Below are 19,401 nucleotides of genomic sequence, written 5' to 3'. Positions count from 1 at the left end.
TAACGTTAATCGTAACCGGGCCGCCTTCAGCCACCGTGTAATTTGGTTGGGCGAATTGGAAGATACTTGGAGATGTCACCGTCGGAGTTGGCGCCACAGTTGTTGACACCACATCATTAATCGTCAAAATTGACGGACTACTGCCGACATTGCCACCGAAGAGCACCAAATTCACCGTTTCCGGCGATTCCAAAATCGAATCAGTCAAAGCCGTCACGGTGAAACTAGCGGTAGTTACCCCCGCAGCAAAATTCAACGTCCCCGCCGTCCCAGTGTAATCCGCTGGTGAACTTGCCGAACCGTCAAGAGTAGCGTAGTTAATCGATGCAGCCGCCGTGCCACCGGTGCGAGTAACGTTAATCGTAACCGGGCCGCCTTCAGCCACCGTGTAATTTGGTTGGGCGAATTGGAAGATACTTGGAGATGTCGGCGTCGGCGTCGGCGTCGGCGTCGGCGTCGGCGTCGGCGTCACATCAAGGCCTTGATATTGAATACTCCGCACTAGGTAGTCGGAACTATCGCTTTTGGGGGATGTGCCGAGGTAGGCAGCGGTGGGGCTATCGTAGGCTTTGGCGGAGAACCGTAATTCGTCAAAAGCAACGCTAGTGGAATTTGCTTGTATCTGGAATGTGAAATTGCCATCGGTACGATCGCCAATGAAAGTCACTCCATCTGAAGACACAGAGAGAGGTTTTGGAGTGGCAGGAGCGTTGACGCGAGCGATCGTAAAATTGCTTGCCGATACCTCCGCCCCATTATTAAAGAGTTTCAGCAAACCAACTTCATTGCCTTGATCGCCCAGATCTGTTTTGACACCCAATGCACTGAGGCCGATCGTGGCGCTAGTGATGTCTTTGTTATCTGCCCATTTCACCCTCAGCGTCTGAGATTGATTGGTGTTGGGGTCATGGTTGATTTCCGCCCGAATTTTAGTGGGGTCGGTAAACCAACCACTATAAGAGCCTAGGACACCAATACCAGGCTCAGCGCCGTAGCTCAACCCGCTTTTAGGGTTTTCGTTCGTTGCTAACGTGAGGTTGCTGATGGGAATAGGGTTAGTGTAGTTCGTTTCAAAGCCATCAAAAGCTATCCCAGACAGTTGGATGCCTTGATTCTTGGCGGCAGTAGGCCATTGTGTAATTAGGTCAGTGACACTGCTGTAATTAGTGTTTTGACCCAAAGAACCAGTGATTGAAGTAGCCATAGCTTCTCCTTTGATGATGAGTAATTAAGGATTAGAAGTGAGTGAAAACCAGAGGTTGGGCTTTCTTGTAGCGATCGGTCACTGCAAGAAAAATTCCCTCATAGATGCAGGTAAATCAAGTAAAAATGCTTGCCCAATAAGCCTCTGAAGGTATTATTGCCCCCGATTAAATGTTGAGTGTAAATAATTACACCTACTTAGACACATTTACATAGATATGTCTAACTTTCATCCTCAATAAGTTTTATCCGGACAAATTGCGATCTTTTTTTCAGCCCTATAAAAAGCGGGTTTTCCACATCTGTAGAGGAGAGCTTAAATCCCACATTCCGGGCCCCCCAAAAGGCCGCGTTCACTGCTTCAGCGGACAGAAGTGAATCCGCAGAGACAATTATGAGTAAAAATACTTATGATTTTATATCTCTAAGCATCACCCAGTTGGGAATTTCTGAAAATTGGGGTTCGGGCGTAAGTTAAATCTGATTTCAGTGAACTAACCTGACGGTCAACGGATTACCGTTAGACCGCAGGCTTCTTTTTCCTTTTTTTTCTCATGCTTTTTTGAGTGACGGAGTTCCCCCGCCACTTTTGTAACTCAGACCAATCTTTCTAATAAGTTTGGCTGAGTTTTCATCCCGATCCAAAGATTCCCCACATTGGCAGGAATGCCACCGTTCCGATAATTCTTTCGGGACTTTATTGAGGCAATTCCAGCAATGCCCAGATGTGCCCTTTGGGTCAACAAACAAAACGCTTTTACCTAATTTCCAAGCGACATATTTCAGGACGTTGGCGAATTGCCCGTGAGCAGCATCAAGCATGGATTTATTCAAACCGCTTTTAGCTGATTGACCGTTCGGCAAATAAACCAAATTACCATTTTCAATGTCAGTATACGGCTTAGCACGTCTAGTTAGATTTTTGACACTCAAATCCTCAACAACTAAAACATTACATTTACCGAATAGCTCATGTGCCGTTTTGAATTGAAAATCTAGTCGGGATCTAGCTACGAATTGATGGAGTCTGGAAACCTTATCCTTGATAATTTTCCAAGGCTTAGAACCCTTAACTTTTTTAGCTAATTTCACTTGAAGCCTTGCTAGTTTTTCAGCCGACTTCCTCAAAAATCTAGGATTCTCAACTTTTTCACCATTAGAAAGGTAAGCGTAATTAGTAATTCCTAAATCGATACCCAAAGTGTTTTCGACCGTCGGCTGAATTTCTGCAACCGTTACGGGAACCGTCTTATCTTCTAGCGTTAAGGAAATATACCACCCATCCGCTTCTGGGATAACTGTACCCGTCTTGACCTTGAAACCCGTTGGTATTGGACGATGGAACACCATCGGCACTTGACCTATTTTTGCCAGGTCAATACAAATCCTATTTTGCTCGTCCTTAACAATATTTAAATTGTCTAATTGAGGATAAGTAAATGATTTGTAATAGTGAAGCCCCTTAAATCTTGGCTTGCCTCTACGATTGCCATTCTTATCGGGTGTAGTAAAGTTTGAAAAGGAAGTTTCAACTCTGTTGACCACATCTTGCAAAACCTAAGAATCCAACACTTTGTAATCAGGAAACAGTTTTTTTGTGTTTTTCAAGTCAGCAAGTTGAATTGTCTGCCACTGTACATATCCGCCTTCAATGTTTGAGAAAACATCACCTTTTTTAGTCAAAGGATTGCCTGATTCATCCTTTTTCCTGCCATCCCTAGTTTGGACTCTCGTCAAAGGAATATTTCGATAAATCTCCTCAACGGGGACTATCGAAACAATCAAGGGACAAGCGTTTATGGGTGTTCTCGTGGTTTCCCACCACCTGAATCTTTCGCCTAATCGGTAGTTGTACTGCCGCCGACAAAGTTCTAGGTGAGCCACAATCGTTGTTGATTGAGCTTTCGTGGGTTTGAGGCGGTATTTGTAAGTGAGTTGCATTTCTAAACTTCCTGTTTTCGACCTTTGAATAGTATAGTTTATGTACGTCCAAAATGCCACCCCAAAAAATATTATTTCAACACTTGGAAAAAGCATCTAAAATCAAGATGTTCCCGAAGATTGATTCGTGATAGGCGAGCTTAATTGTTGGTTTCCGTTCCTCCACCCAACGCTTCTGGACATCACGCTCGGTAATTTAGTCGGGGTACTTCGCGAGCGCTCAGATTAATCCCCTCTAAATATACCGAGGGACTTCCCGGCTGGGAGTTAAAAATGCGTTAGCGAAGCTGGCCGTAGGCGGCGTTGCTGATTTACGGTATGAAACGCTAAATATGCCCGTCCTAGAAACCACTATCCACAAAGCTTTTGGATTTTAAAGTTATTTTTTTCATACCCTCATTAAGCAACGCCAAGATGTCAAATGGGTTCTATACTACTGCCAGAGTGACAAAACAGGGTTAATCTGACTAAAGCAGGAATTATGCACTTACCCTCCTCTGATTTGTCAGAGGCAACTCTACAATAAACTCACTTCCTTCGCCAACCTGACTGACGCAACGGATCTTGCCACCGTGAGCTTGGACAATTACCTGATAGCACACTGAAAGTCCCAAACCAGTGCCTTTCCCCACAGGTTTAGTAGTAAAAAATGGGTCAAAAATCTTGTCTTGAATTTCCGCAGGAATTCCACTTCCCGTGTCGCGGACAGAGATTGTTACCCAGTCCGGCTCGCTTTGCCAACTGCGGATAGTTAATTCCCCCGGTTTGCTCGTTGACTGCAGCGCATCTAAAGCATTGTCAATCAAATTATAAAATACTTGGTTAATTTGACTGGCATGACATTGGACGGGCGGCAAACGGCCGTATTGCTTGTCTATTTTGATATTGGTTTTTAGCTTATTTTGCAGCATCAAGAAACTGCTTTCTAAACCTTCATTCAAATCTACTGGTTTTAATTCAGCGTGGTCTAAACGAGAAAAATTTCGCAGCGTCATCACGATCGAGCGAATCCTCCCGCTTCCTTCCCGCATAGAATTGAGCAGTTTACCAAAGTCTTCTCGAATGTAATCGAGTTCTAGTTCTTCATTGATTCTGACAATTGCTGCCGCTGCTTCCGGGCAGGCATTTCCTGCCACTTCTAGAGCTTCGTTCAAGGCTTTAAAATATTCTTGAGCGTGAAACAAGTTAGCGTGGATGAAATTGTTGGCGTTGTTAATTTCATGAGCAATTCCCGCTACCATTTGCCCCAAACCTGACATTTTTTCGCTTTGAATCAATTGCTGCTGCGCCGATCGCAATTCTTCTAACGCAGCCTGCAACTGCTGGGTTTGAGCTTGAGATTTTACCGCAGCGTCTTGGACTTGGCTGTAAAGTTCTGCTTGCTGAATGGCGATCGCCATTTGGTTGGCTATTTGGGATAGCAACTCCATTTCTTGCCGCTGCCAATTGCGGGTATCCCCGCACTCGTGAGCAATCAGCAAACCCCACAGCCTACCGGGATATTTAGGATTATAGCTTCCGGCTGTGTCGGAGGTATTTTCTTCAGTTCTGGATGTAACAATCGGCACAATCAGATTAGCTTTTACCTGCAAACTATCTAAGAAATCGACATGACAAGGCTCTAAACCAGCATTAAAAATATCATTAATTGCTTTGACTCGCCCTTGCTGGTAAAGATCGGCGTAATCTCCCCGGAAACACTTATCAGCCCCCATATCTCCTAAAATTGAAGGCCAAGGAACAGTCATGTTTTCAACAACAACTTTTCCTTGCCAGTTGTCTTGAAACTGATAGATAATTACTCGATCGCACTGCAAGAGTTGGCGGACTTCCCTCACCGCTGTTTCCAGGATAGTTCCCAGATCCAGGGTACTGCGAATTTGGTTGCCGATCAGCCGTAGCAGCGATTCTCGTTCGGCTTGGCGCCTGGTTTTACTGTAGAGTTTGGCTTGATTGATCGCGATCGCCAATTGCGATCCTACCCCTTCTAAAAGCTGCCTTTCCCAATCAGTCCATTCCCGTTCGCGATCGCACTGATGCAAACCAATTATGCCATTCACTTCACCTTGATAGCGAGTAGCTACTGCCAGCATTGACTTAATTTCCAAAGCTTCGGCAATTTTTCGGGTTTGTGGATTTAATCCCGGAAAATCGAGAAACTTCGTCACTGCTAAGGACTCTTGCTGAGACACGACGGCTGCCAAATGCGGGTTGTCACTCATCGGTACTTTCATTCCCAGTTGGATTGGATAGTCCCCCGCGTTGTACTCTCCGCGCGTGACTAAAGTTTTTTCTGTATTTGATTCTTTGACTAAAATGCTGACGCGGCTGCACTGTAACGCTTGCCCCAGCAATCTGCAGGCCGATGTCAAAATTTCTTCTATGTCAAGTGTACTGCGAATTTCGTTATTAATTTGGTTCAGCAAGTTTGATAACTGAACTTGCTGCTGCATCTGCACGATTAGGGCTTTTTGTTGGTCTACTTCCGGCAGCGAAAGACTTTCTTCCTGCCTCCAATTTTCAGATTCAGGCAACCGCGAAGTTACTCTCTGCCAGGGGTTTTCGTGTTCTTGTATTTTTAAAGACATATTTACTCAGCCGTTGTACAGTATTTTGATTGAGTCGGGTTTTTTAAACCTGTGCTTACCCCGCCAAAAGCCCCATCGCAGCTACCAGGACTTTGGAATATCTTAAGACATTATAAAGGATGCAGCCTGAGCAAAGCAATTATTTGCTTTACAAATATTTATATTTAGCAAGTATGCCCTCTGCAGCCGACAATACTAATTGGTGCGTGGCATGGAACTTGGTCAGATGTCAAATAGAGTTAACCGCCCGTTAAATCGACTAAAATCAATCTAAAATCTATCTTTAGTTCAATGTTTGCGCCGGCTAGCACAACATGGAAAATTCAATTCCCGACAATTTTCGTTCGCCAGCAAGCAGCGACAACATTACTTCTGGATGGACAGGAAAAGCCCAGATTAAAATAGCTTTGGCGATCGGCAATTCCCGGCTGCACTGGGGATTATTTGTGGGCAAAACCCTGGAGAAAACATGGGATACAGACCATCTCAATGCTGATACTGTTTCCCGGCTCTCGGAGCAGGAAAAAGCAGAATATTTAGTGCAAATAGTAATGAGGTCGATCGAGGAAATATCTGCTCAAAATCTCCTTTGTCTTCCTGCTACTCCCGCATTTTCTAGTCCTCACACACTTTCTTTAGTTCCCCTGCCTCTAGTTTTAGCCTCCGTTGTTCCCCAGCAAACAGCAATTTGGCAGAGTTATCCAGATGTCGGGATTATTACTTTAGACCAGTTACCGATCGGGGGACTCTATCCTACCCTGGGAATTGACAGAGCTTTGGCTGTACTGGGTGCTGGCAACCAATTTGGTTGGCCAGTTTTACTTATAGATACTGGTACAGCTTTAACATTTACTGGCGCTGATGTCAATAGGTATTTAGTTGGGGGCGCAATTTTACCAGGTTTGGGTTTGCAGTTATCATCGTTAGGTAAAAAAACTGCTGCATTACCTTTAATCAGCCTACCACAAAATCTGCCGCACCGCTGGGCGAAAGACACTGCTGGGGCAATTCAAAGCGGAGTTGTGTATGCGGCGGTGGCAGGAGTTAGGGATTTTATTGAAGATTGGCGGTGTTTGTTTCCTGATAGCAAAATTGCACTCACGGGGGGCGATCGCACTATGCTTTTAAAATACCTCACAGCAGCCTTTCCTGATACAGCCTCCGGCTTAATTGACGCACCAGAGGCTATTTTTTGGGGAATTAGCCTGTTAACTGTTGACTGTTGACTCTTGACTGTTGACTGTTGACTGTTGACTGTTGACTGTTACCAATGCCCAATTCCCAATGCCCAATGCCCAATTCCCTGTTTGCCCAATGCCCTGTTTGCCCTGTTTGCCCAATGCCCAATGCCCAATGCCCAATTCACTTTGCAAACTGGCGAATATATTTAGCAACAACATCCGGGACTTCCTGCGGCAAATTGCTTTCCCCCGGACTGACCAATTGCAGTTCGGCATTAGGAGCCAGAGCAGCATAGGATTGACACAAAGACGAAGCTGCGGGAGTATCTTCAGAACCGTGCAACAGCAAAACAGGCGCTTTCAGCAAAGGCAAATTCTCCTCAACTAATTCCGCTGTAATTTCAGCCCGCCGCCGCCCGAACAGCAACTGCACGGCAACTGGGGACTGCATCAACTGCTGTCTGAACTTTAGCAATCCGTCAATCTTGTTTTGGCTACCCAGCAACTTAGCAATTGGATAGATCGATCGTAGCAACCACAAAGCCAGCGGAGGTTGACCGATCAGCCAGCTAGCCGTCTGCCACCGCCCCCGCCGCTTGCCAACCTTGACGCCTTCTGGGGCCAACAACACCAAACCCTGAACTCGATCGGGATATTTGATAGCGTAGCTGGTGGCCACCCAGCCGCCCAGAGAGTGAGCGATTAAATAAACCTGTCGCAACTTCAAAGTATCGAGGTATTGGGCGAGACATTCTACTTCCAAGTCGATCGAATAATGAAGATTCGGGCGTTCCGAGTCGCCAAACCCCAGCAAATCCGGTGCGAAGCAGTGGTAGTAGGGGCTCAAATGTTCGATCGTCCTCAGCCACTGACTGCTGTCGTGCCAAGAACCGTGCAAAAATACTAAATTCGGGCCTTGACCGACTTCGTGCCAAAAGATTTGCCCTACAGAGAGTTTGACCCGAGAATTGCGTAGCGGTGAGTACATCCGGTTAAATATTTAGCAATAAAAAGATGATTAATTTAATGTTCAGAGTTTGTGAATAAAAGTAGGAAAACATTGAAAATTAATTCCACATTTATAACAGACAACTTTTGACGGCGAGGTAATTTCCGACTTTTCTCAAATTTGGATACCCCGCCGATTTACGCCAAAGTTGTCAGGCCTTGAAAATAGTCCTGTAAGTGTTGGTCGTTATCGTGGCTGAGCGCGCCCTCCGGCAGCGATCCGGGCAAAAAAGCCTCAACCTCGCTGACTTCAATGGTATCCTGAACTTGCATCTTTCCCTCTACCTCTGCTGCCACCACGATACAAATCGAGTGCAGGCGAGGGTCTCTATCGGCAGCCGAATAAACACCCACCAAGCGACGGATTTTGACTAAATCGAGTCCTGTTTCCTCCGCTAATTCCCGCCGCACTGTCGTCGGAATATCCTCTCCCCAATCCACCATACCTCCCGGCAGTCCCCAGCGACCGTTGTCGCGGCGGCGAATTAACACAATTCGCCCGTCAGGCAATACGGGAATCACCGCAGCACCAGTGACGGGATGTCGGAAAATCAGTCCCAGCACAGTTTGTACAATTTGCCACAATCGACGCATAAACTCAAAAGCTTGTTTAGGAGAAAGTAAATTCAGACCTCCTAGCTCGCAGCTCCGGAGTCTTAATTTTTAATTTTTCATTCAGGCCAGAGGTCTGGCAAATCTGCTAATATCTCCGCTGCGTGAGATTCTGGTTTGACTTTGCGGTAAACCTTTTCAATCCTACCATCAGGGTCGATCGCGAAGGTCGATCGAGTAATTCCCATAAATTCTTTTCCCATAAACTTTTTGAGTCCGTAACAGCCGTAGGCGGTAGCAACTTCGGCGTTTAAGTCGCACAGCAACGGAAAAGGCAGTTGATATTTAGCTGCAAACTTGGCGTGGGCCCCTGCCCCGTCTGTACTGACGCCGAGGACTGCTATATTGCGCGACTCGTAGTCTAAGTAAATATCGCGAAAGCCGCAAGCTTCTTTAGTACAGCCAGGGGTATTGTCCCTAGGGTAAAAGTAAAGTACAACTCGTCGCCCTCGAAAATCTGCAAGGCTGACGAAATTGCCTTGCGCGTCGGGCAGGCTGAAGAGAGGAGCTATGTCACCGGGATAAATAGTCATCAAAAAAAATGGGCGGAGCGAAGCGGAGGGTTCAAACCCCGTCCTTTTAGGAAGGCTTTACCTGAATTTTTGTTAAGATATACCATTTCACACAAGACGTGCTAGTATGTGAAACAGCGTACTTAAGGTCAGCATGACACTAAAAGCCTTCAGCTATCGATTCTACCCAACGCCGGAACAAGAAAGTTTGTTGCGACGTACTTTGGGTTGTGTTCGTTTGGTCTACAACCGTGCTTTAGCCACAAGAACGGAAGCTTTGTACGCACAACAGAAACGGGTAGGCTATGCTGAGACTTCTTCAATGTTAACCGAATGGAAGAAAACCGAAGAACTAGATTTTCTGAACAAAGTTAGCTGTGTGCCATTACAGCAATGCTTGAGACATTTACAAACGGCTTATACCAACTTTTTTGATGGGCGGGCAAAATATCCTAACTTCAAAAAGAAACGCAATGGTGGTAGTGCAGAATTTACCAAGTCAGCATTCAAGTTCAAAGATGGACAAGTCTACCTAGCAAAAAGCACAGAAGCGTTACCAATTCGCTGGAGCCGGACACTACCTGATGGTTGCCGACCATCAACAATTACAGTAAAGCTTGCACCATCAGGTAGGTGGTCAGTTTCTCTGCTGGTAGAGGTTGAAATTGAAGCATTACCCAGAACAGATAATCAAGTCGGTATCGACCTGGGAGTTACAAGCTTGCTCACTTTGAGCAACGGCGAAAAGATTGCCAATCCCAAAGGATTCAAGGCAAAGTATCGCAAACTCTTAAGAGCGCAGAAAGCTTTAAGTCGCAAGCAAAAAGGGTCAAACAACCGTCACAAAGCACGGCTTAAAGTAGCGAAAGTGCATCAAGAAATCACTGATGCAAGGAAAGATAATCTTCATAAGCTAACAACACGGTTGGTGCGTGAAAACCAAACCATCGCCGTAGAAAACTTAGCTGTGAAGAATATGGTAAAAAATCCCAAACTGGCCCTTGCAATAAGTGATGCAAGTTGGGCGGAATTAGTCAGACAACTTGATTACAAGTGCGATTGGTACGGTCGCACTTTAATTAAGATTGACCGATGGTTTCCGAGTTCAAAACGGTGTGGCAATTGCGGACATATCGTTGACAAGATGCCGTTGAATATCCGGGAATGGGATTGTCCTAATTGCGGGACGCGCCATGACCGAGATATTAATGCGGCAAAAAATATTTTGGCGGCAGGGCTTGCCGTGTCAGTCTGTGGAGCGACTGTAAGACCCCAACAGAGTAAATCTGTTAAGGCTGGTGCGAAACCCCGTAAGGGACAGAAGCAGAAACCTGAATCGTGAGGTTGAGGAATCCCCGTGCGTTTACGCCTGGGTGGATGTCAATTGTCGTATTTTGTCAAGAGTTTATAGAAATCTTCTGCAAGATTGACTACATTGCGTCCCATCGCACCCAGATTCCCAGCGACTTGAATCCCGGTGCTCTTTTTTCTGGGTCTTGTACCGGGTGTGCTATGATCGTCATCGGTCTAAAATTGAGTATAACTAGCCAACGTAATAACTTAACTGGATTAGTTGAGTGCGTAGTCACACCTAACGGTGTTGCGGTTTAGCTAGGCAGACAGGAATCCCCACACTATACCGATCGAAGGTTAGTGTGGGATAAAAGGCGCGTGAGACTCCTGATTCCACCCCTCCACAATCTCATAAGCATAGCTGTGAGCCGTGGACGGGTGGACAACGAGACGAACCAATTCCTTTTGATAATATCAGTGGGGCTGGACGTGTTCCTCACTTTAAAACGCCGTAGAGGGAAACGATTGGAGTACCTTGAAGGAAGTTCTCGATCTCCTTAACAGGACTCAGAAGCCTAAACCATATCGCTTGCGATTGTTGTGGCAGCGTCACGAAAGCTAAATTTGAACAAAACCTAGCTACAGAAAGAGAACCGATCGAGTACGGTAGGGCATACCGGAATTTACGCTTGGGGAGAAGACACCTATATTTTGGCTGGAGAAATCCTGTCGCAAGCAAGTGACTTCGCTGAACCAAGAATCTCAGTCACCAAGAGTGCACAGAGTGTCAAACTTAAGAATCCCCGTGCGTGAAAGCCCGGGGACTGTCAATGTTTATTAGTGAGGTCAGAATGGCTAAGCGCCGCAATCTCAAGAAAGAGAAGGCACAACGAAATCAAGCATACGCTCGCAAGTTTCGCAAGCGGAGAAATCAAGATATGTTCTCCAACAAGAGAAGGCGATTTGACGGCGGTAACGGCGGTGGCATGGGCGCCATGAGCGGTGGCGGCAGAGACAAAGACATGGCGGCTGCTGAAGATTAATTGAGTCAGGCTATCTGCCGAACTTAGAACCAGAGTGGAAAACACGATCGTTCTAAGGAGAGATAGCCAGCCGGAATTTGTCCAATAATTCAACGATGTTTAGGCGATTCGATCGCGCGCAGCGATAAGTGATTTTCTCACTTGTTCAAACCCGGTACCCCCGTAACTATTGCGAGCTGCCACCACTTGCTGAGGTGCGATCGCGCTGTAAATGTCTGTCTCAAAGGCTGGGTGCAAGTCTTTCCACTCCTCAAGTGTCAAATCTTTGAGGAGTTTGCCCCCCGAAAGGCAAGTTTTGACGACTTTGCCGACAAGGTTGTAAGCTTCCCGGAAGGGAACGCCTTTGGAGGCCAAGTAGTCGGCTACGTCTGTAGCGTTAGAAAAGTCTTCCGTAACAGCAGCAGCGAGGATCTCGCCATTAAACTCGATTCCTTCGCGCAACAAAATGGTCATTGCTTCCAAGCAACCCTGTACCGTTCTTACGGTATCAAACAAAGCCTCTTTATCTTCTTGTAAATCTTTGTTGTAGGCCAAAGGAAGTCCCTTCACTACTACCAACAAGGCTTGCAAGTTACCGAACACCCGCCCCGCTTTGCCCCGCACCAACTCCGGCACGTCGGGATTTTTTTTCTGGGGCATGATGCTAGAACCAGTAGCGCAGCTATCTTTGAGCGTAATAAATCCAAATTCGTGAGAAGACCACAAAATCATTTCTTCTGACAAGCGGCTCAGGTGTACCATAATCAAGCTGGCTGCAGCGAGAAATTCGATCGCAAAATCTCGATCGCTCACTCCATCTAAGCTATTAGCATAAACCTTGTCAAAATGCAAGAGTTCTGCAGTATAATGTCGGTCGATCGGGAAAGTCGTCCCCGCCAGCGCGCCACAACCCAAAGGCGAAACATTCACCCGCTTGCAGATATCGCCGAGACGTTCCCAATCGCGATCGGTCATTTCAAAATAAGCTAACAGGTAATGAGCCAAACTGATCGGCTGAGCGCGCTGCAAATGAGTGTAACCGGGAATTAAAGTTTCCACGTTACGATCGGCAAGATCGAGCAAAACCCCTTGAAATTCCCGTAATTGCTCGCGAATTTCGGCGATGCGATCGCGCAAATACAAGCGAGTATCAGTGCCGGCTTGATCGTTGCGCGATCGGGCAGTGTGCAACTTTTTCCCAGCATCCCCCACAATCTCCGTCAGCCGCTTCTCTACAGCGAAGTGAACGTCTTCTGCATCAACTCCCGGAACAAAAAGTCCTTGGCGGTATTCCCGGCGGATCTGTTCCAAACCATTGACTAACTGTTCGCCTTCGGCTGCGGAAATAATCCCCGTTTTGGCCAGCATTTTAGCGTGAGCGACAGAACCCGTCAAGTCATACTCAATCAATTCAATATCGAAGCCAATACTAGCATTAAATCGGGCGATCGCCGGGTGCAGCGCCGATTCAAATCTTTGACTCCAAGTTTTTTGTTGTGTTGTCATTGCTGAAGCTAAAACTAGATTATATCTCTGTTGCCGAAGTCTATATAAACCGATTTGTAGTAAAGACTTTAGTCTTTCCTCCGGTTTGTAGTCAGCCCTTTAGTCCTCCCAAATTTTGTAAGAAAAAACTCAAGTCCTGACTACAAAGTTTTTATACATCTTTTGACCAGAAAAAACTGAAGTCTTGACTACAAAATTGTGAAACTTTTGCTGCATCAGAAAGAAGTGAAGTTTGGGCGACAAACCTTTTAAATCAGTTACCGATAGCTTCTTCGACAAGAACTCTAACGAAAAATCCCTTTAAAGAACCAGCCAACAAAAATACCTATAAAAAAAGCTCCTATTTGACCAGTGTCAACAAAATTTTTCCAAGCTTTCTGGAAATTCGTAAAAATTTCGTAACTTTGAGCCAAAACCACCGTCGAACTCAAATGAGATTTCACAACTACCACGTGAGCCACATCGTTCCAATTAATCGAACTGGTTAATCCAGCAGTAATTTCCGGCATTAAATTAACTATCATGGTGATTTTCTCCTGCTAAAGGTGTTACCCTCAGTACAACCAGTGTCATGTCATCTTCGTTACGATTGCCGATGCCGATAAACTGGTGTACGCGATCGAACAAATAATCCAAAATTTCTTCAGACTGCTGATAATTTTGACAGGCCCACTGAAAAGCCGAGGTCAAGTTATCCTCATCAAACCGATCGCCCCTTTGATTAGCAGCATCGGTAAATCCGTCTGTGTAATAAATAATAGTATCTCCTGGCTGCAATTGCACGCTTGCTTCTTGGTAATGCGAATCAGCATCCAGCCCAATTAACATTCCCTCCAAAGTATCAAGCTGAAGAATCGAATTAGTTGCAGCTTGCCACAGCAAAGGCGGGTGGTGAGCAGCATTGCTGTAAGCCAAAACGCGAGTTTTCGGGTCATACTCCGAATAAAACAGAGTCACAAAACGGTGGGAATTTTCCAAATCCGCGTGCATAACCCGGTTTAAATGTTGCAAAATTCTCGACGGCGAGTGGCGGTTCAAAACCTCCGCCCGCAGCATACCCCGTGTCATCGTCATCAACAGGCCCGCTGGTACTCCTTTGCCCATCACATCGCCGATGACAATGCTCCAGCGGCCCTTGTCGATTTTGGACTTGAGATTTTTAATTAGGGATGGGGGGCTTTCCCCCTCATTCTCCTTGCCGATCGGGTCATAGTCAGCGGGAATAAAATCATAATAATCTCCGCCGACTCTGCTAGCAGTTTGGCAGCGGGCGGCCACGTCAAGGCCGGGAATTTTCGGACAACTCCGGGGTTGCAGCCGCAATTGAATTTCCGCCCCGATTTCTAACTCTCTGTCTAAGCGGTCTTTTTCCGCCAACTTAACAGTAAGTTCGTCTTTGCAAATAGCCACGGCGGTTTGATCCGCCACCAACCGAACTAATTTCTGTCTGCTGGGAGTCCAGAGATATTGCGGATCACTGCTAAAAACATAAAGCCGTCCCCGTTCCAAATTGTTGACTAAAATTGGCGCCCCAAACAAATGAACATCCGGGCCCAAATAACGACCGACTTGCAAGTCTAGACTAGAAGTTTGCCCAGAGGTTTCCGAAAACGTTCCAGCAGTAGCGCCCGCACCTGCTGTAGCTTGCCTGGTGGCTATTTCCAGCGCTTTTCGCATATCTTGGCACTGCCGTCCTTCCTGACAATGCAACTGCTGGAACCTGACTTGACCGTTGGGTTTGAACAGCACTAAAGCTCCCCCGTCGGCGTCAGTAACGCGAGTCGCCACCAAAGGCACCAACTCCAAAAATTGGTTGAGATTGTTAAAACTTCGCAGGGCAAATCCCAGCGAACCCAACATATCTTGAACATTGTGCTGATATCGGTGCAAACGCGCCACCAGTTCTTTGAGGGCAAATACTGGCGTCGCGTCGGTGGAATTGCGACCCGGAGGGCGGTCAGCAGGTTGAGGTGAGGGGCGAGGCAAAGGCACAGCAGTCATTTTAAATTTGTGATTTTCGATCTTAGACAGAGGAGGAATGATTGAGGACTTATATCAATTCCGGTTGCACCGGAATTATTGTTGACTGTTGACTGTTGACTGTTGACTGTTGACTGTCAGTCGAAGAGCTGAATGATAGTTGAGTATGGACTGTTGATTCGATTTTACAATTCCGATCCTAGCGGAGTTGATATTACGGGCCACTTGAACAGAAACCCGTTTTTTTTCGAGCAAGCAGTTTGGTTTGAGGAAGTAAGTTGGACACTAGGACATTGGTATCAACTTAAGTCGGAAATTCTCAAGAAATCTCGTTTATAGCTTAGTCTAGATACGCCCTAAATCCCCTTAACAAGAAGGGGGACTTTGACCCTTTCCCGTCCCCCCCCACTATTAGGGGGGCGCCAGGGGGATCGGGAAGACTATGCAATCAGACAGCATACTGATACTACATTTGAGCTTATTTTCACACCCTGGCTTTAGCTCGCGCTTTGAGGGCAACCAAGCAATAACAGAACGAAGGTATTGTTTCTAGATATTTAGTTTTTACTCGCCACGGGCGATCGGCGCAAGTCCTGCGATGGTAGTTTGAGGTTAAGGATTTAAGATGTTGAACCTCTGTATCCGCCTCCAAAAATCGGGACGACCACAGATACCTGATCAATCTAAAATCTAAAATCTAAAATCTAAAATCGAGTAGGGCTTCCACAAATTCGTAACTAGAAAACGGGCGCAAGTCTTCGATGCTTTCCCCGACTCCAATAAAGCGGATTGGCAGACCAAGCTGCTGCACTACGGCTAGGGCAACACCACCTTTAGCAGAACCGTCGAGTTTTGTCAATACTACTCCGCTTAATTTTGCCGATTCTGCGAACACTTCTGCCTGTCGCAAACCATTTTGACCTAGTGTCGCATCCAAGACCAGTAGAGATTCTACGGTAGCGCCTGGGGCTTTCTTATCTACAATGCGACGGATTTTACTTAATTCGTCCATCAGATTTTTTTTGTTTTGCAGGCGGCCTGCGGTGTCTACGATCAGGAGTTCTGTGCCGCGGGCGCTGGCGGCGGCGATCGCATCAAACACGACAGCAGCCGGATCGGTATTTTTCCCTGGGTTGGCAATAATTTCGACCCCACTGCGGGAGCCCCAAACTTTCACCTGTTCGACGGCGGCGGCACGGAAAGTGTCGGCGGCAGCAATCAGGGTTTTGTAGCCGGATTTTTGGGCAATGTGGGCCAGTTTGCCGATCGTCGTAGTTTTGCCCGCACCGTTGACTCCTACGATTAACCAGATGTTAAAAGTGTCTTTTTCCGGGGCAAATGTCAGGCTGTAGGCGGGATTACCGGCGGCGGTTTCGGCACAGGGAGCGTCCAGAATGTCGCGCAGGATGGTTTTCAGGTAGGCTAGAGCCTGTTCTGGCGGCAGCACTTCTTGTTTGAGTCTTTCTTGGAGGCGAGTGATAATGATGTCGGTGGCTGCGACTCCGACATCGGCTTGTAGGAGCAAAGTCTCAATTTCGGCTACTGCGTCTTGATTGAGCGGGCCTTGACCGACGATCGCCTTTAGTTGATTAATTAAGCTGCGGCGAGTTCTTTCTAAGCCTTTCCGCAGTTTTTGCAGCCAAGTGATTTCTTCAACTGATACTTGGTCTGGGCGGCGGCCTTGACTGGCTAAGATTTCTGAAGACCACAGGAAGCCTTCGTCAAAGGCGAAACCGGGAATTTCTTCGATAATTGCCGCTCTCTCGGCGGCGGCTGCAATTACGTCGGGTTCTTCAATTGCGGTTTCTTTGAGGCGTTCGATGCGCTCCATGCGATCGGCCTGAGCTCTGGCCCAAAACGGCAGGGCTTCGGCTGCTTCGCCGTCGGATGCGAGTGATTCGGTTTCTACAACCTCAGTTGCAGGTTCGGCAATTTCTATATTTTCTGCTGTAACTTCTAATTGTTGAGCTATAGGTGCAATGTCGATCGCCCCGGCTGTTGGTTGCAGAGTTTCTGCAATTTCTGCGGGCGTTGCTGCATCGAGTTCTATCGCCTCGGTAGCTTCAACTGTTGCTGGTGCTGCAACTTCTGGAACTTCTGCAACAGTTGCTGCTGTGGGTGCTGGTTCAAGTTCGATCGGCTCGGTTGCTTCAATAGTCGCCGGTTCTGCAACTTCTTCAACTGTCGCGATTTCTGCTTCGGCTGCTGGAACATCCGGCGCTGCTGTCTCAGAAACTTCTGTTTCGGGTTTTTGCTGTTTTTGAATATTTTTGTAAGCAGCTTTTGCCCAATTAAGATAATCTTCCGCTACAGCAGGAGAGCCTTGCTCCGTTGCATCTGTTTGAGGCTCAACCGGTGCGGATTTTGCCGACTCATCTTGGGGCTGTTCGGGGGTTGCTTCTGTTTCAGAAGATTTATTTTCGCTGTACTGGCGACGAAACCAATTAAATACCATAGGAAATTGGGAATAGAGAATAGTTATTAGTCATTAGTCCTCAGTCCCTAGTGTAGAGCCGATTGCCGATTGCCAATCACTAATGACCAATGACTACTGACTAAGGACTATAGTTATTAGTCCTTAGTCCTCAGCCCCTAGTGTAGAGCCCATTGCCGATTGCCAATCACTAATGACCAATGACTGCTGACTAAGGACTACTGACTAAGGACTATAGTTATTAGTCATTAGTCCTCAGTCCCTAGTGTAGAGCCGATTGCCGATTGCCAATCACTAATGACCAATGACTGCTGACTAAGGACTACTGACTAAGGACTAGGGACTAACAACTTCTGCGTTGATTTTATCGACTACTCGGCGGAGGACTCCGTTGATGAAGCGATGTCCTTCGTCGCCACTGTAGCGTTTTGCGAGTTGGACGGCTTCGTTGACGCTCACTTGTTCGGGTAAGCCGAGATATAGCATTTCGGCGATCGCGATTCTCATGATATCTCGATCGATCCGGGGCAACCGTTCTATTTGCCAGTCTACAAGGGCTTCCGAGAGCAATTCGTCAATTTGAACACGGTTGGCGCTGACTTTCGTCAGGATTTGCAAAGCATAGGTGCGGACATCTTGCTGGTTGGCTAGCTGGATCAGTTCTGGAAACTCCATTGCTGAACCGAGACGGTTGATGGCGGTTTGGGTGAGTTCGACTGCTTCCCGCACCATTGCTCTAGCACTTTGTATATCGGCGGCACGGATTTCGCTGGCAAGCAGTTTGTCGCTACTCCGCTGCACTTCGGATGCTGCTGCTTCTAGGGATTCTTGAACTTCTGTTGTCAGGGTGCGGATGGCCGCGAGGAGAACATCTTGCAGTTTCTTGGCTTCTAAGAGTTCTGGATTCGTCGGCAGTTGGCTGATGCCGAGGAGTGCGAGTTCGCGTGCTGTTTCGCGGGCTTTTTTCATAATTTTTAGATAGGGATTGAGAATTTAGGAAGTTTTTCGATCGCGCGCGGACTTGAACTTTAGCAGAAAACTCGACTAAAAGCGGTACAAAACCAGCCGTCTGACTCGCCAGCGGCGGGTAGTTTACAGATACTTCGCTGTCAAACCCAAGATTTATGCTCGAAACCGGGTTTCTGAGTATAGGCTTTCTCGGTTTGGGCTGGTTTTGTCGAAATATTATCTGCTATGGGGAAAGTTTACACGGCCTTACCAGAAAGAATTGGTTTAAAGCCCCAAGCCTGATCGGGAGAAATTAAAAGAAGACTATTCATTACTCCAATCCTCTTCCTTCCAGCTAGAGGTCGCCCTTTTGCGGTCAACTGTCAACTGTCAACTGTCAACTGTCAACTGTCAACTGAAGGGCCACTAAAGATGTCTTGGTTTAGTCTTCTTCGACTGGGACAGCCTGGTATCTTGATTCGGATACCAAGGGTTCGAGTGTTTTGCCCTTGATGTTTTCGGGGTTTACTGGAACTGAGTTGCTGGGGTTGACGATGCCGCCGGAGATGATGACTTTAAAGGCATCTTCGATCGACATTGACAAATTGACTAAATCTGCTTCCGGGACTATAGCGTACCATCCGGTGGTGGGGTTGGGAGTGGTGGGGATGAAAATGCCGATCGGGGTTTCACCGGAAAGGTGAGGCGGGATATCGTTACTCTCGATCGTACCGGTCACAAATGCTAAAGTCCAGATTCCCCGCCGGGGATATTCCACTAACACCACGCGGCGAAATTTGTCGTTTGATTTGAGGAGGGTTCCCAGCAGTTGTTTGAGGGTTTTGTAAACCGAACCGGCTAGGGGAATTGCCTGCAACAGCCGTTCGCCAAAGTCTAGCAGCCACTTGCCGAAAATGTTGCGGGCCATTAAGCCGATGACTAAAATGCTCAGCAGGGGTACAGCCAGCCCTACTAAAAGATTTAGCAGATTCACCAAAATCGGGTGGAGTCCGTCAAAAGGGTTGATCTGCTTGGGAATTTTGGTGAGAAAATTGATCACCCAACTGGCGATGGTAATTGTCAGCCAGATGGTTGTAGCTAAGGGTATCACTACCAATAGTCCTGCGATCAGGTCGTTTTTTAAGTCTTGTTTGATGCGTTGGAGCACGGCGG

At 47.0% G+C, this 19,401-nt stretch carries 18 protein-coding genes; 4 read left to right on the top strand and 14 right to left on the bottom strand.

The window, feature by feature from the left end:
• The 4 genes from QUB12_RS08240 to QUB12_RS08225 all read right to left on the bottom strand — a co-directional run.
• Positions 1-1,204 (bottom strand): Calx-beta domain-containing protein (locus tag QUB12_RS08240; RefSeq protein WP_333306323.1); only part of this gene is annotated, 1,204 nt, incomplete at its 3' end.
• A 551-nt stretch (positions 1,205-1,755) separates the two neighbouring features.
• Positions 1,756-2,748 (bottom strand): transposase, encoded by a 993-nt coding sequence (locus QUB12_RS08235; protein WP_333141479.1) that lies wholly within the window; start codon positions 2,746-2,748, stop codon positions 1,756-1,758.
• Positions 2,749-2,760: 12 nt separating this feature from the next.
• The gene (locus tag QUB12_RS08230; protein ID WP_333141477.1) at positions 2,761-3,144 is read right to left on the bottom strand and encodes a helix-turn-helix domain-containing protein; all 384 of its coding nucleotides are present in this window, start codon (positions 3,142-3,144) and stop codon (positions 2,761-2,763) included.
• A 479-nt stretch (positions 3,145-3,623) separates the two neighbouring features.
• The gene (locus QUB12_RS08225) at positions 3,624-5,732 is read right to left on the bottom strand and encodes a GAF domain-containing protein (RefSeq protein ID WP_333141475.1); all 2,109 of its coding nucleotides are present in this window, start codon (positions 5,730-5,732) and stop codon (positions 3,624-3,626) included.
• Between the two features lie 314 nt (positions 5,733-6,046).
• Between QUB12_RS08225 and QUB12_RS08220 the strand changes: the two genes are divergently transcribed.
• Positions 6,047-6,958, top strand: coding sequence for a pantothenate kinase (locus QUB12_RS08220; protein WP_333141473.1), 912 nt, complete (start codon positions 6,047-6,049; stop codon positions 6,956-6,958).
• On the opposite strand, the gene QUB12_RS08215 is transcribed toward QUB12_RS08220, so the two are convergent.
• From QUB12_RS08215 to bcp, 4 genes are all read right to left on the bottom strand, one after another.
• The gene (locus QUB12_RS08215; RefSeq protein ID WP_333306321.1) at positions 6,941-7,105 is read right to left on the bottom strand and encodes a hypothetical protein; all 165 of its coding nucleotides are present in this window, start codon (positions 7,103-7,105) and stop codon (positions 6,941-6,943) included. The genes QUB12_RS08220 and QUB12_RS08215 overlap by 18 nt on opposite strands.
• On the bottom strand, positions 7,095-7,901 hold the full coding sequence (locus QUB12_RS08210; protein ID WP_333141471.1) for an alpha/beta hydrolase: 807 nt from the start codon (positions 7,899-7,901) through the stop codon (positions 7,095-7,097). Before QUB12_RS08210 ends, QUB12_RS08215 begins: the two co-directional genes overlap by 11 nt.
• A gap of 158 nt (positions 7,902-8,059) precedes the next feature.
• Positions 8,060-8,515, bottom strand: coding sequence for an NUDIX hydrolase (locus QUB12_RS08205; protein ID WP_333141469.1), 456 nt, complete (start codon positions 8,513-8,515; stop codon positions 8,060-8,062).
• 77 nt (positions 8,516-8,592) lie between these two features.
• The gene (bcp, locus tag QUB12_RS08200) at positions 8,593-9,066 is read right to left on the bottom strand and encodes a thioredoxin-dependent thiol peroxidase (protein WP_333141467.1); all 474 of its coding nucleotides are present in this window, start codon (positions 9,064-9,066) and stop codon (positions 8,593-8,595) included.
• A gap of 133 nt (positions 9,067-9,199) precedes the next feature.
• On the opposite strand from bcp, the gene QUB12_RS08195 reads away from it, so the two are divergent.
• On the top strand, positions 9,200-10,387 hold the full coding sequence (locus tag QUB12_RS08195) for an RNA-guided endonuclease TnpB family protein (protein WP_333141465.1): 1,188 nt from the start codon (positions 9,200-9,202) through the stop codon (positions 10,385-10,387).
• 802 nt (positions 10,388-11,189) lie between these two features.
• A complete protein-coding gene (locus tag QUB12_RS08190; protein WP_190738786.1) occupies positions 11,190-11,381 on the top strand; it encodes a hypothetical protein in 192 nt (63 codons plus the stop codon).
• Positions 11,382-11,480: 99 nt separating this feature from the next.
• Here QUB12_RS08190 and argH read toward each other — a convergent pair whose 3' ends face one another.
• The 3 genes from argH to QUB12_RS08175 all read right to left on the bottom strand — a co-directional run bounded on the left by argH (position 11,481) and on the right by QUB12_RS08175 (position 14,867).
• Entirely contained in the window at positions 11,481-12,866 is a 1,386-nt protein-coding gene (argH, locus tag QUB12_RS08185) for an argininosuccinate lyase (protein ID WP_333141463.1), read from the bottom strand.
• Between the two features lie 284 nt (positions 12,867-13,150).
• Positions 13,151-13,390 carry a hypothetical protein gene (locus QUB12_RS08180; RefSeq protein WP_333141460.1) on the bottom strand — a complete coding sequence of 80 codons (240 nt, stop codon included), beginning with the start codon at positions 13,388-13,390 and terminating at the stop codon, positions 13,151-13,153.
• A complete protein-coding gene (locus QUB12_RS08175; protein ID WP_333141458.1) occupies positions 13,380-14,867 on the bottom strand; it encodes a PP2C family protein-serine/threonine phosphatase in 1,488 nt (495 codons plus the stop codon). Before QUB12_RS08175 ends, QUB12_RS08180 begins: the two co-directional genes overlap by 11 nt.
• Positions 14,868-14,999: 132 nt before the next feature.
• Here QUB12_RS08175 and QUB12_RS08170 point away from each other — a divergent pair, with 132 nt between their 5' ends.
• Positions 15,000-15,185 carry a hypothetical protein gene (locus QUB12_RS08170; RefSeq protein ID WP_333141456.1) on the top strand — a complete coding sequence of 62 codons (186 nt, stop codon included), beginning with the start codon at positions 15,000-15,002 and terminating at the stop codon, positions 15,183-15,185.
• 358 nt (positions 15,186-15,543) lie between these two features.
• Here the strand turns inward: QUB12_RS08170 and ftsY are convergent, their stop codons facing one another.
• From ftsY to QUB12_RS08155, 3 genes are all read right to left on the bottom strand, one after another.
• A complete protein-coding gene (gene ftsY, locus QUB12_RS08165) occupies positions 15,544-17,301 on the bottom strand; it encodes a signal recognition particle-docking protein FtsY (protein WP_333141454.1) in 1,758 nt (585 codons plus the stop codon).
• A gap of 315 nt (positions 17,302-17,616) precedes the next feature.
• Positions 17,617-18,249 carry a transcription antitermination factor NusB gene (gene nusB, locus QUB12_RS08160; RefSeq protein WP_333103525.1) on the bottom strand — a complete coding sequence of 211 codons (633 nt, stop codon included), beginning with the start codon at positions 18,247-18,249 and terminating at the stop codon, positions 17,617-17,619.
• Positions 18,250-18,670: 421 nt separating this feature from the next.
• Complete coding sequence (locus QUB12_RS08155) at positions 18,671-19,396, bottom strand: DUF502 domain-containing protein (RefSeq protein ID WP_333141452.1); 726 nt, start codon at positions 19,394-19,396, stop codon at positions 18,671-18,673.
• Between the last annotated feature and the right edge of the window lie 5 nt (positions 19,397-19,401).

This window comes from Microcoleus sp. B7-D4 (assembly GCF_036705125.1).
Taxonomy (GTDB): domain Bacteria; phylum Cyanobacteriota; class Cyanobacteriia; order Cyanobacteriales; family Microcoleaceae; genus Microcoleus.
The sequence above is the reverse complement of the archived record's forward strand: the minus strand, read 5'-3'. Positions and strand labels throughout refer to the sequence as shown.

What these genes read in the sequence shown, in the direction of transcription:
- QUB12_RS08195 (WP_333141465.1), top strand. Translation starts at nt 9,200, where the DNA reads ATGACACTAAAAGCCTTCAGCTATCGATTCTACCCAACGCCGGAACAA.
- QUB12_RS08190 (WP_190738786.1), top strand. Translation starts at nt 11,190, where the DNA reads ATGGCTAAGCGCCGCAATCTCAAGAAAGAGAAGGCACAACGAAATCAA.
- argH (WP_333141463.1), bottom strand. Translation starts at nt 12,866, where the DNA reads ATGACAACACAACAAAAAACTTGGAGTCAAAGATTTGAATCGGCGCTG.
- QUB12_RS08175 (WP_333141458.1), bottom strand. Translation starts at nt 14,867, where the DNA reads ATGACTGCTGTGCCTTTGCCTCGCCCCTCACCTCAACCTGCTGACCGC.
- QUB12_RS08225 (WP_333141475.1), bottom strand. Translation starts at nt 5,732, where the DNA reads ATGTCTTTAAAAATACAAGAACACGAAAACCCCTGGCAGAGAGTAACT.
- QUB12_RS08230 (WP_333141477.1), bottom strand. Translation starts at nt 3,144, where the DNA reads ATGCAACTCACTTACAAATACCGCCTCAAACCCACGAAAGCTCAATCA.
- QUB12_RS08210 (WP_333141471.1), bottom strand. Translation starts at nt 7,901, where the DNA reads ATGTACTCACCGCTACGCAATTCTCGGGTCAAACTCTCTGTAGGGCAA.
- QUB12_RS08170 (WP_333141456.1), top strand. Translation starts at nt 15,000, where the DNA reads ATGATAGTTGAGTATGGACTGTTGATTCGATTTTACAATTCCGATCCT.
- QUB12_RS08180 (WP_333141460.1), bottom strand. Translation starts at nt 13,390, where the DNA reads ATGATAGTTAATTTAATGCCGGAAATTACTGCTGGATTAACCAGTTCG.
- QUB12_RS08205 (WP_333141469.1), bottom strand. Translation starts at nt 8,515, where the DNA reads ATGCGTCGATTGTGGCAAATTGTACAAACTGTGCTGGGACTGATTTTC.
- nusB (WP_333103525.1), bottom strand. Translation starts at nt 18,249, where the DNA reads ATGAAAAAAGCCCGCGAAACAGCACGCGAACTCGCACTCCTCGGCATC.
- QUB12_RS08220 (WP_333141473.1), top strand. Translation starts at nt 6,047, where the DNA reads ATGGAAAATTCAATTCCCGACAATTTTCGTTCGCCAGCAAGCAGCGAC.
- bcp (WP_333141467.1), bottom strand. Translation starts at nt 9,066, where the DNA reads ATGACTATTTATCCCGGTGACATAGCTCCTCTCTTCAGCCTGCCCGAC.
- ftsY (WP_333141454.1), bottom strand. Translation starts at nt 17,301, where the DNA reads ATGGTATTTAATTGGTTTCGTCGCCAGTACAGCGAAAATAAATCTTCT.